We start from the raw sequence: 15399 nt of genomic DNA, 5'->3' as shown, positions 1-15399 counted from the left end.
ACCCCTACGCTGCACCCCTTTACTTGCTTGCGGGGCATAGGGGGAGCCTCTTTGCATTCCCTTTCCACCTTACAACTCATCCCATCGATCGAATCTTTGCGATGTCCTTGCTTGGAGGGGCTCCGAACATCCGGCTGTATTCTCTGCTGAACTGTGACGGGCTCTCATAGCCCACCGTGAACCCGGCCGTGGAAACATCCAGCCCTTCTGAAATCATCAACCTTCGTGCGTGCTGCAAGCGCAGTTGTTTCTGGTACTGCAACGGGCTCATCGCGGTGATTGCCTTGAATCGGTGGTGAAGCGTGGAATTACTCAAATTGACATAGCTCGCCAACTCATCGATGTGCAACGGCTGCGCATAGTTGTTGTTCAACCATTCGATAGCTCTTGTCACTCGATGGGTCTGACTGTCGTTGATGGCTATCTCATGTAATCGCTGGCCCTGCTGGCCTTTGAGCAACCGGTAGAATATTTCCCTGAGGGCTAGCGGAGCCAATGCCGGGATATCGGAGGGCACATCCAACAGACGTACCAGTCGCAACATGGCATCAAGCAATGGGGTATCAATCCTGTCCAGATAGAGGCCGCGGCGAGATGGCTGGCTGGGTACGCCGATCGGGCTGACGTCGGCAATCAGCTGAGCGATTTCTGCCGGGTCGATATCCAGGCGAATGCAGAAGTAGGGCCTCTGTGGAGAGGCCTCGATCACTTGCCCAGCCAGAGGCAGTGTCACAGAGACAACCAGATAGTTCAGTTGATCGTAGGTATAGCTTTCATCCCACAACTGGATCTGTTTCCGGCCCTGTACAATTATGCACAATCCGGGTTTATGAACCGTATGGATGACGTCTGTTGGCGTGTCGCTGCGTATAAAATGCAACGGATCAATCGCCGTTTGATAGACGCCGTATGTCGGAGCAAAACGTTGCATCGCTGATGCCAGTTCGGCCCTGAGGCGTGTCAGCTCATCGTCCAGATCACTCACTACCGTTACCTCCCCGTTCGGCTGTCCCGATTGCAGAGGATAGGTGGGTTCGCATCCATTTGGGTAGATGCCGAATGGATCATTTGATCTGCCAAAAAGCCCGGTTTTTCCGGGCTTTTGGCGCAGCCCAGGCACATCAAGCATTGATGACTCGGTCCGAACCGTCCTCGGCTACACGCCGGTCGTTGAGTCGGTCTGCACCGTCCTCGGCAACCCGACGGCCATTGAGTCGGTCTGCACCGTCCTCGGCAACCCGACGGCCATTGAGTCGGTCTGCACCGTCCTCGACCAGGATTGGTGCACACAGGTATTTGCAAGGCTTATGGGTCCAGTTGCCTTGCTCCTTGGCTGGAAGCGCCATCGAACTTGCGCTCAGAACAGTTAAGGCGACTCCAATCATCATTTTGTTAACATTTTTCATGACAGCGACTCCGAAATTAGCGATGGATTCGTTGCCGGTTGTCAGTGCAAAGCGTGACGTTGATGCCTGTATGCTTCCAGGCCAGGTCGCTCTGATGGCCGGCAGCAGCAGTGGTTCGCTTGCTGCTTGGGCTCAGATTAAGGCGGCGGTAATGAACCCGTTATTGGTTTCCTGCGATGATTTTGCACATTCCTGCGGCGAGGCATCTCGGGGCTCAGGCTTCAGCCAGGAGCAGGCGTCCCTTTCCCAGGCTTTGCATAAAAAGCCTAATACAGTTAACCGCTGTTCAACGATTGACATCCAGGACACGCTTGCCGCGGGTATGCCCCCCTGAGCTCAGCGTTATAGCGTCGTTCACCTTGGAAAGTGGCATCACCTCAACCTCGACGCGCAACTTCTCCTCAGCAATCAATTGCGCGATCTGTGCTAACTGGCGCCCGTCCGAACGGGTAGCGAAATGTTTGCCGACAGCGTCGTGTTCACGCGCCTTCTGCGGGTCGGGTGGGCTGACGGTAGATACAAGTACACCTCCTCGTTTGACAATCGTCCAGGAACGGTCTTGCGTTTCTCCTCCTACCAGGTCGAGAACAACATCGATCTCTTCAGCCACGTCTTCGAACCGTTGCGCGGTATAGTCAATGACCTGCTGTGCCCCGAGTGAATACAGGTAGTCTCGGTTGCCGGCCGATGCCGTTGTCAATACATAGGCACCGGCCAGGCGAGCCAGCTGTACGGCGAAACTTCCTACACCTCCCGCAGCCCCGTGAATCAAGACTGTTTGACCCGACTGTAGGTTGGCGTGTTCATGCAGTGCTTGCCAGGCGGTAAGCGCTGCAGCAGGAATGCCACTGGCGTGGAGGAGCGGCAGGCCGGCGGGCTTATGCGCAAGCCTGTCGGCGGCTGCCACGACCTGAGTCGCGTAGCCACCGACTATGCCTATGAAACCGAATACCTCATCACCCACAACAAACCCTTGGACATTTTTGCCAACCGCTGCAACGGTACCGGCAACCTCGACACCCGGTGTATAGGGCAAGGACAATGGGATGAATTGCTTCATTGCCCCTGAGAGGATCTTCCAGTCAATCGGGTTGACTCCACTCCCCGCGACATTGATTAAAACCTGGTCGTCATTGGGCATCAAATCTGGGACATCTTTGAGTTCCAACCCCTGAACCTGACCGTACTGTGCCACTTGGATAGCTTTCATAAGTTTTCCCATTGGTAAGGTGATGATGCCCCAGATGCTCTGTGGCGCTGCACTTCGACTACTGACGACGGGCGTCAAAGCTGAAGCGGCCTGCACCAAAAGCCACGATCTGCAGCAAGCCACCGGCCATCGCGATGTTCTTGAAGAAATGGATGAACTGGGCCTGGTCGGCCAGCGCGCTGTGGAAAATCGCTGCGGTGAGAACACTGAACAACGCCAGTACGACTGCAGCAGTCCGGGTGAGAGTGTGGCTCCATACGCCTTTGCTTAATAGCCGGTTAGTTTCGGCATTTATGTTCGAATAAATAGAAATGTCGTATCCGGTTCATGCAGCCCTCAGACAGGCCAGGATCGGGCAAAGGGCTGAAAGGAGTCGCAGATCAATCATGCAGGATCGTGCATGACCGCCGCAGGAATCACATAACGCTGTTCCCCCCAGGATTTTTACTCTTGCTTCAACACCTGCCGGTCAGCAGGTGCCTCTGAAACCAGTAACAGGAGTGAGAAAAATGCACGGCATCGAACACAAAGTCATCGTGATTACAGGCGCCAGCAGTGGTATCGGCGAAGCCACGGCCCGCCTGCTCGCCAGCAAAGGCGCTCGCGTCGTTCTGGGGGCCCGCCGTACCGACCGCCTTGAAGCCCTGGCCGATGACATTCGTTCAGCAGGCGGTACCGCTGATGTGCTGGCGCTGGACGTCACCAGCCTGGACGACATGCAGTCCTTCATCGATTTCGCTGTCGAATTGCATGGTCGCGTCGACGTACTCATCAACAATGCCGGCGTAATGCCACTCTCGAAACTGGAAGCGTTGAAGGTCGATGAGTGGAACCGGATGATCGACGTGAACATTCGCGGCGTACTACACGGTATTGCTGCAACGTTGCCGCTCATGCAACAGCAGCGTGCTGGCCAGATCATCAATATCGCCTCAATTGGTGCCTACGCCGTGAGCCCTACCGCTGCAGTGTACTGCGCCACCAAATATGCCGTCCGGGCAATTTCCGAAGGTCTGCGTCAAGAGGTCGGGGGTGATATTCGAGTCACGGTGATTGCACCAGGCGTTACCGAATCGGAGCTGGCCGACAGCATTTCGGATGAAGGCGGACGCGCGGAGATGAGGGAGTTCCGCAAGATCGCGATTCCCGCTGCGGCCATTGCCCGTGCGATTGCCTACGCGGTCGAGCAGCCAGCGGATGTCGACGTCAGCGAGCTGATCGTGCGTCCAACCGCGAGTCCATTCTGATTCTCTATTGACGATAGCGAGGAACAGAGATGGCCAAGCCATATGGAAGCCAGAACAAATACGTTGGCATGTGGGTGACGGCTGACGGTCGGATCCGCCATGAACTCTTGCCCGGGGGCCGCTACGACGAAGCACGCGGTCGGCAAGCAAGTGCTTACCAGGGCCGCTATTGGTTGGAGGGTGATCACATCGAGTATGTCGATGACACTGGATTTACCGCTGATGGTGAGTTTCGCAACAATGTGTTGTACCACGCCGGGATGGTTTTATACCCCGAACGTTAAAGCGCAAGCCGGAATGGAGACATTCCGGCTTTGTCGTGACTCTGAACCCTGAAAGCCCTGCCGTTGCGTCCAGAGTGTGTTCTCACTGCCGTGACCAGATCAGGTGAAATACACCGCACTCTGTCCGCCTTGAACCTGTACCTGTCAGTACGGCACCCAGGAAGCGAGGCAGCTTTTATCCTGCGTACTCGCCAAAAAAGAGGGGAGGACAATATGACCATGGATGTGACAGAGCGGACTTCTGCCCATGGTTTGGAGGCACACATCCGGGGCAAGCGAATTGCCGCTTCGGACGTGCTGGCCGACCGGGACATCTTGGTGCAGATTTTCAACCGGGAACGTGAGGAAGGTAACTTCATCGTCCCAGCGGTGGCCGAACCCTTGCTGGTCTGGATCATTTCGGGAAACGCTGCCGTACAGGAACGTGAGCTTGGGGGCCAATGGGAAACCAGCGAAGTTGCTAAAGGCGATTTCTTTTTGACCACTTCGGCGCAACCGTATGAGATGCGCTGGAACGTCTCCAGCGCAGACGACTTTGAAGTCATGCACATCTATCTCGGTGTCCCGCTCCTGGAAAAAGCCATCCATGAAGTACTGGGCGGGCCTGCCGAGGCCGTTCGCCTGCGGGAAGTGTCAGGCGGGCGTGACGAAGGACTGTCGGTACTGCTGGAGCATGTTCGGCTGGAACTCATGGGACGTGGCGCGAGCCCGCTCTATTTGCAAGGTCTGGCCCAATGCATCGCCGTCTACCTTGCCCGCAATTATCTGGATAGCTCAGCGGACGATCGCCCACGCCGCAACGCTCTCCCTGCGTACAAGTTTCGGCGCGTGCTGGCGGCCATGGAAGCCGATCTGGCAAGGGACTTCAATTTAAGGCAGTTGGCCGAGGTTGCCGGGATGAGTGAATGCCACTTCAGCCGAATGTTCAAGAAAGCCGCCGGATATTCACCCTTGCAGTTCTTCATCAGGTTGAGGATGGCTCGTGCCCGGCAGCTTCTCCTCGAGACCGATCAGAGCATCATCGATATAGGCCTGGAGGTTGGGTATAGCAGTCACAGCCATTTCTCACAGGTGTTCAAACGCGAGGTAGGCGTAACGCCCACGCAATACCGCCAATAGGGGAACACGATGCCGTATAGAAGCTCGGCGAACGCAGCGGTTCTTGTTACCGACCGCCCAGTGTGCCTTCAGGATCCCTCCAGCCGAACTACCAGGGGCTCAGCGAGCCGGCAACCGTGCTGCGGCGTTGCGCAAGCGCGAGCGACACCTTAACTGGCCAACGCAGGAATCGGCGCATTCAGGGCAAGGGCAGCCCGGACCGGGTCGAAGTACTCACGGATAAAGGCAAGCTTGCCGTCCTTGACACGCACGAAGAGCACATACTCCTGTTCATAGATGCGCCGGGTCGGCTTGATCAGCCCCTCAGCCTTGACCTCGGCGCTGGCTTCCATCGGGGTTGAGCCGGGGTGAATGTGCAAATCAAAGAAACGAAAATTTTCCACCGTCCCGACGAACCAGCCGACATGCCCAAGCACCTGTTCACGCCCTTGGAGATGCGCCGGGCGTCAGGTTCGACTTTTTCGAATGTTCAGGAGGATCGGGCCTGAGCCTTAAACCGTTCGATCAGCCATTTCGAGGCCGGGCCGGGAGGCGTGTCGGTGCGGTAAATAACATCGAACGCATAATCGCCGCCAAAGCAGTCGGGTAGTTCGACTTGCACGAGGCGTCCGGTGGCCAGGTCATCGCGAACCATGTCTATCGGCATGTTGCCCCAGCCGATGCCTTCGCGAAGCAGCATGTGCTTGGCGCCCAAATCCGCCAGGCGCCACGTGCGTGTGCCGACCACCGCGAATTCCTGATCTGCAGTGAGCCGTGAACGATCTGTCAGGACCAGTTGAACATGTGCGCGACCTGAACCCGGCGGGTGTGGACCCGGTTGCGCCAACGGGTGGTCAGGCGCAGCCACCGGAACCAGCGCCACCTTACCTACGCCGATACGTTCAATGCCATCAATGCTTGTGGTCAGAGGGCCACTCACACCCAACGTGGCGCCGCGGTCGAGCACCCGTTGGGTCACTGCGCCAAGAGCCTCTATATGCAGGTGTAGGGATACGGTTGGAAACGTTTCTCGGAAGGCTTTCAGTGCATCGACCATACGCTCGCGAGGCAACATTACGTCAAGCACGAGATGCACTTCGGCTTCAAGGCCATGCAGCAAACCGCGAACCTTGGCGCGCAGCCCGTCAATACTGCTGTAGATGGTGCGCGCCTCGGCCAGCACTGTCCGGCCGGCGTCGGTCAATTGCGGCTTACGGGTGGTTTTGCGATCAAAAAGGCTGACGCCCAGCTGCAGTTCCAGGTTGGCAATGGAGTAGCTCACCACTGAAGTGGCGCGATGCAACTTGCGCGCTGCTCCAGCAAAACTGCCGACATCGACTACTGCAAGAAATACCCGCAGTTGATCGAGCGTTGGGGTACCCGGGTCTGAAATCATTGCTCTTCTCTCGAACGTTCCGACTCATATTATCTGAGGTTTGCAGGTAAGCCAGCGGGTCAAAGCCCCGATGAGCCAGGTGCCCCTGTGTTTACTCCGCTCCTCGATGGCGGGGTTGGCTGGCGATTCAAAGCATGATTTGCGCTTACGGACCGAGGGACTGCATATCGGCGCAAAATCCCGACAGCCTCGGCAAGCTTACGAAAGCCTCTCTCTGCGCGTTGCGCGACAGTAAAGCCGTCCCTTACAGGCTAGAGCCGGCGAATGTCTCCTCGGCTCACAACGCAGGAGAGCATCATGACTACTATCACGCCCAACATTCCCCATGAAGTCGAAGGCAAAGTCGCGCTGGTCACCGGCGCCGCCAGTGGCATCGGCAAGGCAATTGCGCTTTTGCTGCATGCACGTGGCGCCAAGGTCGTTGCCGAAGATATCAACCCTGCCGTAGAAGACCTCGCACGTCCAGGGCTGGTCCCACTGGTGGCGGACATCAGCGAAGATGGCGCTGCAGAGCGTGCCGTCGGCCTTGCCGTCGAGCGGTTCGGCCGGCTGGACATCCTGGTGAATAACGCCGGGATCATCATCAACAAACTGGTCATCGACATGACCCGCGAAGACTGGGAGCGCATCCAGGCGGTTAATACCACCGCGGCCTTTCTGCATTGCCGCGAGGCAGTCAAGGCAATGATGCCTAACAAGTCCGGCGCAATCGTCAATATCGCCTCCTATGCAGCCTACTTCGCCTTTCCAACCATCGCGGCGTACACCGCCTCCAAGGGTGCGCTGGCACAGCTGACCCGTACGCTGGCACTCGAAGCCATCGAGTACGGTATCCGCGTCAATGCCATCGGCGTCGGCGACGTAGTCACCAACATCCTCAATGACGTGGTCGAAGACGGTCCTGGCTTTCTTGCCAAGCACGGCGAAGCGGCCCCCATCGGCCGTGCCGCACAGCCGGAAGAAATTGCCGAGCTCGTCGCGTTTCTCGCGTCCGAACGGGCGAGCTTCATGGTCGGTTCGGTTGTCATGGCCGACGGCGGCATGACCGTGACCGCCGGTTGATCGGTCTATCACCCATAAAGGAGCCCATAGCATGCTCACAAAGCTCGCGTTCTTCACCGCACGCCCCGGGCAAAGCGGTGCCCTCGGCCAGCGCCTGTTGGCGCTGGTCGGCCCCACACGGCAGGAGCCTGGCTGCATCCGTTACGACATCTACCAATCGGGCGACTCGGTCGAGGGGTGGCTTGTTTACGAGGACTGGCACTCGTCCGAGGCCTTTGACGGACATCTGCAGACACCTTATGTGCAGGCCTTCATGACCGAACTCGACACGTTCTGCAGCGAGGTCCCCAAGATCCATACGTTCGAGCGGCGCGCCTAGACGATCAAGCACTGAACCCGACCACTTGCAGGAGGACCCTCCCATGAGTACACAGAACACCTGGCTGGTAACCGGCTGTTCCACCGGTTTTGGCCGCCACATTGCAACCCATTTGCTCAAGCAAGGCGAGCGCGTGGTTGTCACCGCACGCAAGACCGAACAGGTGCAGGATCTCGCCAGCCTCGGCCAATCGCTGGTACTGCCACTGGATGTAACCGATGCCGAACAGGCCAAGGCCGTGGTGGCTGAAGCTGAACGCGTATTCGGCAGGGTGGATGTACTGGTCAACAACGCCGGTATCGGTTACTTCGCCGCTGTCGAGGAAACAGACCCGCAGGCGGCGCGCCGCCTGTTCGACGTTAACTTCTTCGGCACCTCCCATATGATCCAAGCAGTGCTGCCCGGCATGCGCCAGCGGCGTCAGGGCATGATCGTGAACCTGACCTCCATAGGTGGGCTCGCGGGCTTCCCCGCAGTGGGCTACTACTGCGCGAGCAAGTTCGCTGTCGAGGGGTTATCGGAAACCTTGCGTGCTGAGCTTGAGCCCCTGGGGATCGGTGTCATGACGGTCGAGCCCAGCGCATTTCGCACCCAATGGGCAGGCTCATCGGGTGAAGTGCCGGAACCGATAGCGGATTACGAGGTTACCGCAGGTGAGGCGCGCCGTGCCTACCACGCCTCGGTCGGCAAGCAGGAGGGGGACCCGGCCCGTGCAGCTGCGGCGATTCATACTGCGGTTACTTCGCCTCAGCCACCACACCGCCTGCTGCTGGGCAACAGAGCATTCGATGTGGCGATGGCCAAGCTGTCCGCCATGCGTACGGAGTTCAGCGTCTGGGAAGCCACCGCTCGCGGCGTCGATTTTCCAGAGTCACAGGTTTGAGAACCAGCGGCTCGCTTCCCGAGCCGCCATCCAAACGAACTGGCGGATTGCCTGTACGGCAATTCATGTTGTGTTGAAAGCTGAAGCTGAAGATGTTCTCCAAGGCGTGAGCGAGCGGCTGCCCGCCCCTCAAGGTGAGGTCAGGATCACCACGTAATGGCCTTGGGTCAGCGGCTCGCCGCGCCCGTCGACCAGCCTGTAGGCCTGGTCGACCGTGGCCCCCTGATCGACGCGTACCGCCTGCACCGGCAGTGCCTGGCCGTCCACGCCCTCAATGCCGATGACGCTGTCACGCGCCAGCGCCGGACAGTCATCCATGCGCCAACCGGCACTGCCCACGGTGGTCGTGCAGGACGGCTCGACGATGCTGCCAGTGAACTGCAGCATGCCCGAGGCGACGACGGCGCCTGCCTGGGCCTGACCGACCAGGGCCAGGCCAATTGCAACACTCAATGCGAATCGCTTGCCGCTCATGGTTTCCACTCCCCGATACCCACGTTTGAGCCTATCGGATGAGCAGTGACCGGGCCGTCTGCGCGCGTGAGGCAGTTCACAAAGCAGGCATTTAAACCACGCGGCAATTTAAGAAACGTCTCAAAGCCGGGGGCGGCCCAGCTGTCTAGGATGCCCAGGTCCTTCCCAGTCACCCTCACCGGAGCCCTGCCCTGACCATGTCGCGCTTGCTTCATACCCTCTCGCGCCCAGCCATGGCGGCGCTGGTCCTGATGGGCCTGGCGTCCGGTGCCTGGGGCCAGCTCAAAGTCGAGGGCACACGCCTCATTTACCCAGGCTCGAACAAGGAAGCAAGCATCAGCGTGGTCAATCGCAGCGACCTCGACACGGTCATGCAAAGCTGGGTCAGCAGTACCGACGAACGCGCCGATGCGCCCTTCGCCATCGTCCAACCGTTGGCATTGATACCGCCCAACGGCCGGCACATGCTGCGTGTGCTGTACGCCGGCAAGGGCCTGCCCGAGGACAGGGAGTCACTGTTCTGGCTGAACATCCTCGAGATCCCGCGCAAACCCGAACAGGCCAATACCCTGCAATTCGCCGTTCGCCAGCGCCTGAAGCTGTTCTACCGCCCTGCCGGCCTGCCAGGCTCGGCCAGCGAGGCGGTCGAGGGCCTGGCATGGCGCGCACGTCAGCCTGGCCTGATCGAAGTCAGCAACCCGAGTGCCTTTCATGTTTCGCTGGTCAACCTCCAGCTCGACAGCCCTGGGCAGTCGCGCCAGCTTGCGGACTACGTCCTCCTGCGCCCGGGGGCATCGCTCACCCTCGAGGCGCCCTCGCCCCTGCCCGCGCAAAGTCGCGTGGCGTTCAGCGAACTCACCGATATCGGCCTGCAGAAGCGCCACCACATCGCGCTGCCGTGAACACACCGCCACAGGATACCCACTCATGAACCTGATCCGGAAACACTTGCTTGGCCTGCTTTTCGTCGCCGCCAGTTGCCCCGCCACCAGCTACGCGCTGTCCTGCAAGCTGGACCCGTCCATGGCGACGGTATTCAAGGAGGCACTGGGCACTGCACTGGCGGTACCGGCCGACGCGCCCGACGGCACGATCATCTGGGAGTCGGCACCACACTCGCTTCCGGTCATCTGCGCCGACGACTATGAAACCGGCATCAAGGAAGATGTCTATTTCTATGTCAACCCGGCCAAAGCCAGTATAGGCAAGGGCATACGGGTCGGGATTCGCTACGGCTCGCAGAAAATCACTCAGACTTCGGGCGCCGTCACCACTGGCTACAACTCGTTTCATGGTTGCGACTGGGCGAACTGTACAGGCTGGTACAAGGCCCGCTTCACCCTGAACTTTACGGTGTTCATCGAAAAGTACGGCGCAACGCCAACCGACGGACAAGCCAGCACGCTCAGCGAATACCGGGTATTCCAGCTGGACGGCGGGTACATGCTCAACCCCAAACCCGACAGCAACCTCAACTATGTCGTCACCGGCATGAACAACATCCGCTTCGTGCCTTGCTCTCCCGAGTTGACCATCTTGCCTTCGGTGGTCAATTTCCGCCGTGCCCTGGCCAGCTCGGCACAGGTCGGCCAGGTCGCCAGCTCGGCCAGTTTCAGCCTCGACCTGACCAGATCCTGCGACACGCCCTACACCGTCAGCGCCCGCTTCACCCCGGTCGCTGGCAGCGCCAGCATCATCGACAAGCTGCTGGTGCCCACCAACAACACCTCTGTCGGCATCGCCCTGACCCAGCAGGACAGTAACCAATCGGTGCCTTTCGCCACCTGGTTCAAGCTGGTCGACCTGGCCGCGCCGGGCGTGAGCCACAACCCGTTCCGCGCCGACCTGATCTGGCGTTCGGCGCCCATCCCCGGTCCGTTCGAAGCCACGGCGCTGGTGGACCTGTACTACCAGTAAACCCTCGGCCAGGCGGCCTTTAAGGATCGTCTGATGTCCAGTTGCCAGCGGCCTGCCTAGATTTGCGGGATGCGACTCAAAGCCTACCTGCAACAGATCAACCCCCTGCTCTCCAACCCCGAGGCAGCACGCCGCCTGCTTCGGTTGCTGGCGATCGTGCTATCGGCCGGCATTCTCGGCGCGGCCTACAATTTCCTGTCCTTTACCTTCAACACCGATATCGCTCGGCGCCATGGCGCCATGAGCAGCGCGATCGCCGAGGCCCATACCTTCTTCACCAACCGCGAGGCGCTGCTGGAGAGCCTGAGCCTCGCAGCCGTGCGTCAAACGGCGCCGGGTGTCGACTGGCTGCCCCTGGCACCGGGCGAGGAAGTGCACCTGCAACTGGGCAGCCAGCCGGGCAAACGCTGGAGCCTGTGGCTGACCCAGCGCATGTGTGCCTACCTAGAGGCCCGGCGGGTCAACCTGCTGTATGTCGACACAGCGGCTCAGGCCCCCATGCGCTGGTTGTACAACGCTGACGCCCAGGCCTCGCTGCCTTCGCCCGCCCTGCTTGAGCAGTTGCGCGCTTCGGAACTGCGGGCCACGGCCCCTCGGGAACTATGGCTGGCCGACCAGGGCGCCCAAGGTTCGCGCCTGTTCATCTTCCTGCGCCTGGACGCACGCGACCCGGACTCTGGCTGGCTAGGCCTGGAAATCGACAGCCAGGCAGTGTCGCCGTCGCTCGAGGATGCCAGCGCGGGTAAATTCATGATGTTCAATGCCGACGGCATGCTGGTGTTCACCAACACCCCAGGCCCGACGCTGGACCGTTCGCTGCACCATCCCGTGGGTAACAACTTCTTCGGCTTCGCCGGCCAGGGGCTCTTGCCAGAGTACCTGGTCATCAGCAAACCTTTGATGTCTTCGGACTGGCAACTGGTCTACGCGATCGACCTGTCCGCGATCCTTGCCGGTCTGTGGCAGCAACTGCTCGGTGCCCTGCTGTTCTGCGTGCTCAGCATCACCTTGATACGGGTGTTGATCCAGCGGTTCGACCAACGCTTGTTCACCCCCACGGTCGAACGCATCCGTGCACTGGTGGAAAGCGAGATATTCAGCCGTGACGTCATCGAAACCGCCCCCGTCGCCCTGTGCGTGTTGCGCCGTAGCGATGGCCAGGTGGTGCTGGAGAACCACCTGGCCCAGCAGTGGCTGGGCCAGGACTCGGCACGCGGCGCGCGCAGCGCGCAATGGATCGAGCAGGCTTTCGAGCGACACGAAGGCCAGTGCAGCGACTATTTCGAGAGCGCCGAAGGGCGCCACCTGTACCTGAGCTGCTCGCCAACCCGCTACAAGGGCGAGCCGGTGCTGCTTTGCGCGTTCAGCGACATCAGCGCACGCAAGCAGATCGAGGCCGCGCTGGAGGACGCCCGGCGCGCGGCCGACACCGCCAACGAAGCAAAGACCCAGTTCCTGGCGACCATGAGCCACGAAATCCGCACACCGTTGTACGGCGTGTTGGGTACCCTGGAGCTGCTGTCGCGCACCGTGCTCGACGCCCAGCAACGCGATTACCTGCGGGCAATCGAAGGCTCCTCGTCAACCTTGCTGCAGTTGATCTGCGACGTGCTGGACGTGTCCAAGATCGAGGCCGGTCAGCTGGCCCTCGAACTCAGCGAATTCAGTGCCCCGGACCTGGTCCGCGAGGTGGTTCAGGGCTACAGCGCGGCAGCCAGGAGCAAGGGGCTGCAGCTCTACAGCTGCCTGGACCCATGCCTGCCGGAACACCTGATCGGCGACGTCAACCGGATCCGCCAGATCCTCAACAACCTGCTGAGCAATGCGGTCAAGTTCACCGATTGCGGCCGCGTGGTGCTGCGGGCCAGGCTGCTCAACCGCGACGGCGAACGCTCCTGCCTGTTGTGGCAGGTCTCGGACACGGGCAAGGGCATCGCTGAACAGGACCAGCCGTTCATCTTCGACCCGTTCTACCAGACCGAAGGCCATAGCCAGGTCATTCCCGGCACCGGGCTCGGCCTGCCGATCTGCCAGCGCCTGACGCAATTGATGAACGGCCAGCTGCGCCTGGTCAGCGAGCTGGGCCTGGGCAGCAGCTTCAGCCTGACCCTACCCCTGGAAGTGGCGTCAGGCCGCGCCAGCGCCCCGTTCAACCTGCTAGGCGAACGCATTCACGTGGTATCGCCCGTACACGAACTGGCTGAAGCCATCAGTGGTTGGCTCTGCCGCTGGGGGGCGCGTGCGCAGGTCGGCGCGCCGGCGCCAGCCAGCGCCCTGCCCGGCGAACTGCTGGTCGAGCTGCATCCCGGCAATGTCGAACGCTGGCTGGTCGCCGAATGGCCTGGCCCGCGAATCCTGGCCAGCGCCCAGGACTGCTGGGAGGCGCGGCACGAGGCCGGTCACTGGCAGGTCAACCTCAACGACCTGGGCGCCCTGCACCATGCTGTCGGCCAGGCCCAGGGCCTGCGCCGTCCCAGGGACCCCGCCGCGCCGGCCCCCTTGACCGAGCCGCTCGGGCTGCACGTGCTGGTTGCCGAGGACAACGTCATCAACCAGTTGATCCTGCGAGACCAGCTCGAGGAGCTCGGCTGCAGCGTGACCTTGGTCAGCGATGGCGAGCAGGCCTTGCAAACCTGGCAGCGCGAGCATTTCGACCTGCTGCTGACCGACGTCAACATGCCCGGCACGAATGGCTACGAACTGACCCGGGCCCTGCGCCGGTTGGGCTGCACCCGCCCCATCGTCGGCGCCACTGCCAATGCTCTGCGCGGCGAGGAAGAACTGTGCCTGGCCGCCGGCATGGATCGCTGCCTGATCAAGCCCTTCAACCTGCAAGTCCTGTTCAACTGCCTGGCCCCGTATCGAGGTAGCCCTTGAAGACCTTTAACATCCTGATCGTCGAAGACCACCCCTTCCAGCATATGTACCTGCAACACTTGTTCAGCGAGCTTGGCAGCTTCAACCTGGAAGCAGCCCGGGATGGCCAGGAAGCGCTGGAGCGCCTGCGCCAGCGTGACTTCGACCTGGTGCTGACCGACCTGCTGATGCCCGGCATGGACGGTGTGCAATTCATCCAGCACCTTGCCGGCCTGCGCCACAAGCCAGGCCTGGCGATCATGAGCGTGGCCTCGCGGCGCATGCTCATGGCGGCGAGCCTGGTGGCCAAGAACCTCGGCGTGGACGTGCTCGGGCTGATCTCCAAGCCGGTCGAACCCGCCGCGCTGCGCAGCCTGATCGACCAATTGCAGTTGCACCATCAGGCACCGGCCCAGGCAGTACCGGCCACGCTCGAGTTCGATCGCCAGACCTTGGTCGATGCCTTGAACAACCGAGCTTTTCAGGCCTGGTTCCAACCCAAGAAGTCCTTGCACAATGGTCGCATCGTCGCGGCAGAGGCCTTGGTGCGCTGGATGCACCCGGAGCAAGGGGTGTTGCTGCCAGGCACCTTCCTGCCAACGATCAATGCCTTCGGCCTGGAGGAAAGGCTGCTGTGGGTGATGCTCAAGCAAGCCATGGATGCCCAGGCGCGCTGGCGCGAACGGGGCTATGACATCCCGGTCTCGATCAACCTGCCGACTCACCTGCTGAATAGCCATGACCTGGCCGACCGGCTGCTGGAATTCGTCCTGCACCACCAAGGCGTGCCCGGCAAGCTGTGCTTCGAGCTGATGGAATGCTCCATTCCCGAAGAGCTGAGCAACTTCTATGCAGGCGCCTGCCGCTTGCGCATGAAAGGTTTCGGCCTGTCCCAGGACGACTTCGGCAAAGGCTACAGCTCGTACATGAGCCTGGTCTCGACGCCCTTCACCGAACTGAAGATAGACCGGGCGCTGGTGCAGCGTTGCGATGAAAGCGAGAGCCTGGCCTCGGCCTTGGCCAGCATCGTTGCCCTGGGTCGCAAGCTCGGGCTCACCGTGGTCGCCGAAGGGGTCGAGACGCCTCAGGAGCTCGAAATGCTGCGCAAGGTCGACTGCAACCAGGTGCAGGGCTTTTTGATCTCCCATGCCGTGTCGGCGGAACAGTTCCAGCGCCTGCTGCACAACGACGGTCCCCCGTCAGCCTACTGACCGGCTGTAACTCACAGCGCCGGCCGGGCATCAAAG

At 60.6% G+C, this 15399-nt stretch carries 16 protein-coding genes and 1 pseudogene; 10 read left to right on the top strand and 7 right to left on the bottom strand.

Annotation, left to right across the window (positions count from 1 at the left end; genetic code table 11):
• Positions 1 to 76: 76 nt before the first annotated feature.
• The 4 genes and pseudogenes from FQ668_RS09325 to FQ668_RS09310 form a co-directional block, all read right to left on the bottom strand.
• Entirely contained in the window at positions 77 to 985 is a 909-nt protein-coding gene (locus FQ668_RS09325) for an AraC family transcriptional regulator (protein ID WP_019437475.1), read from the bottom strand.
• Between the two features lie 136 nt (positions 986 to 1121).
• Positions 1122 to 1346, bottom strand: a complete 225-nt coding sequence (locus FQ668_RS09320) for a hypothetical protein (protein ID WP_178095678.1) — start codon at positions 1344 to 1346, stop codon at positions 1122 to 1124.
• 346 nt (positions 1347 to 1692) lie between these two features.
• Complete coding sequence (locus FQ668_RS09315; RefSeq protein ID WP_014591882.1) at positions 1693 to 2616, bottom strand: NADP-dependent oxidoreductase; 924 nt, start codon at positions 2614 to 2616, stop codon at positions 1693 to 1695.
• 58 nt (positions 2617 to 2674) lie between these two features.
• Positions 2675 to 2857: pseudogene (locus FQ668_RS09310) on the bottom strand (LysR family transcriptional regulator); the annotation flags it as partial.
• A 268-nt stretch (positions 2858 to 3125) separates the two neighbouring features.
• On the opposite strand from FQ668_RS09310, the gene FQ668_RS09305 reads away from it, so the two are divergent.
• The 3 genes from FQ668_RS09305 to FQ668_RS09295 all read left to right on the top strand — a co-directional run bounded on the left by FQ668_RS09305 (position 3126) and on the right by FQ668_RS09295 (position 5266).
• On the top strand, positions 3126 to 3863 hold the full coding sequence (locus FQ668_RS09305) for an SDR family oxidoreductase (protein WP_014591884.1): 738 nt from the start codon (positions 3126 to 3128) through the stop codon (positions 3861 to 3863).
• Between the two features lie 29 nt (positions 3864 to 3892).
• Entirely contained in the window at positions 3893 to 4147 is a 255-nt protein-coding gene (locus FQ668_RS09300; RefSeq protein WP_014591885.1) for an Atu4866 domain-containing protein, read from the top strand.
• A 213-nt stretch (positions 4148 to 4360) separates the two neighbouring features.
• Positions 4361 to 5266, top strand: coding sequence for an AraC family transcriptional regulator (locus FQ668_RS09295; RefSeq protein WP_019437478.1), 906 nt, complete (start codon positions 4361 to 4363; stop codon positions 5264 to 5266).
• A 149-nt stretch (positions 5267 to 5415) separates the two neighbouring features.
• Here the strand turns inward: FQ668_RS09295 and FQ668_RS09290 are convergent, their stop codons facing one another.
• Both FQ668_RS09290 and FQ668_RS09285 read right to left on the bottom strand, forming a co-directional pair.
• Positions 5416 to 5598 (bottom strand): nuclear transport factor 2 family protein, encoded by a 183-nt coding sequence (locus FQ668_RS09290; RefSeq protein WP_019437479.1) that lies wholly within the window; start codon positions 5596 to 5598, stop codon positions 5416 to 5418.
• Between the two features lie 137 nt (positions 5599 to 5735).
• Positions 5736 to 6641 (bottom strand): LysR family transcriptional regulator, encoded by a 906-nt coding sequence (locus FQ668_RS09285; RefSeq protein WP_014591888.1) that lies wholly within the window; start codon positions 6639 to 6641, stop codon positions 5736 to 5738.
• 297 nt (positions 6642 to 6938) lie between these two features.
• Between FQ668_RS09285 and FQ668_RS09280 the strand changes: the two genes are divergently transcribed.
• From FQ668_RS09280 to FQ668_RS09270, 3 genes are read left to right on the top strand one after another with little or no spacing between them, the layout of a single operon-like run.
• Positions 6939 to 7703, top strand: coding sequence for an SDR family NAD(P)-dependent oxidoreductase (locus FQ668_RS09280; protein ID WP_014591889.1), 765 nt, complete (start codon positions 6939 to 6941; stop codon positions 7701 to 7703).
• A 31-nt stretch (positions 7704 to 7734) separates the two neighbouring features.
• Positions 7735 to 8022: a putative quinol monooxygenase gene (locus FQ668_RS09275; protein WP_014591890.1), complete on the top strand. Its 288-nt coding sequence runs from the start codon at positions 7735 to 7737 to the stop codon at positions 8020 to 8022.
• Positions 8023 to 8065: 43 nt separating this feature from the next.
• Entirely contained in the window at positions 8066 to 8905 is an 840-nt protein-coding gene (locus tag FQ668_RS09270; protein ID WP_019437481.1) for an oxidoreductase, read from the top strand.
• 129 nt (positions 8906 to 9034) lie between these two features.
• On the opposite strand, the gene FQ668_RS09265 is transcribed toward FQ668_RS09270, so the two are convergent.
• Entirely contained in the window at positions 9035 to 9379 is a 345-nt protein-coding gene (locus tag FQ668_RS09265) for a hypothetical protein (RefSeq protein WP_019437482.1), read from the bottom strand.
• A gap of 197 nt (positions 9380 to 9576) precedes the next feature.
• On the opposite strand from FQ668_RS09265, the gene FQ668_RS09260 reads away from it, so the two are divergent.
• The 4 genes from FQ668_RS09260 (at position 9577) to FQ668_RS09245 (ending at position 15363) form a co-directional block, all read left to right on the top strand.
• Positions 9577 to 10281 carry a molecular chaperone gene (locus FQ668_RS09260; protein ID WP_014859530.1) on the top strand — a complete coding sequence of 235 codons (705 nt, stop codon included), beginning with the start codon at positions 9577 to 9579 and terminating at the stop codon, positions 10279 to 10281.
• A 25-nt stretch (positions 10282 to 10306) separates the two neighbouring features.
• Complete coding sequence (locus tag FQ668_RS09255; RefSeq protein ID WP_144180040.1) at positions 10307 to 11296, top strand: fimbrial protein; 990 nt, start codon at positions 10307 to 10309, stop codon at positions 11294 to 11296.
• 69 nt (positions 11297 to 11365) lie between these two features.
• Entirely contained in the window at positions 11366 to 14173 is a 2808-nt protein-coding gene (locus tag FQ668_RS09250; protein WP_144180036.1) for an ATP-binding protein, read from the top strand.
• Complete coding sequence (locus tag FQ668_RS09245; protein ID WP_144180033.1) at positions 14170 to 15363, top strand: EAL domain-containing protein; 1194 nt, start codon at positions 14170 to 14172, stop codon at positions 15361 to 15363. Before FQ668_RS09250 ends, FQ668_RS09245 begins: the two co-directional genes overlap by 4 nt.
• Positions 15364 to 15399: the final 36 nt, after the last annotated feature.

Source organism: Pseudomonas sp. Kh14, from assembly GCF_900291005.1.
In the GTDB taxonomy this organism is placed as follows: Bacteria; Pseudomonadota; Gammaproteobacteria; order Pseudomonadales; family Pseudomonadaceae; genus Aquipseudomonas; species Aquipseudomonas alloputida.
Note: the sequence above shows the minus strand (reverse complement) of the source record. Positions and strands in the feature narration are given on the sequence as shown.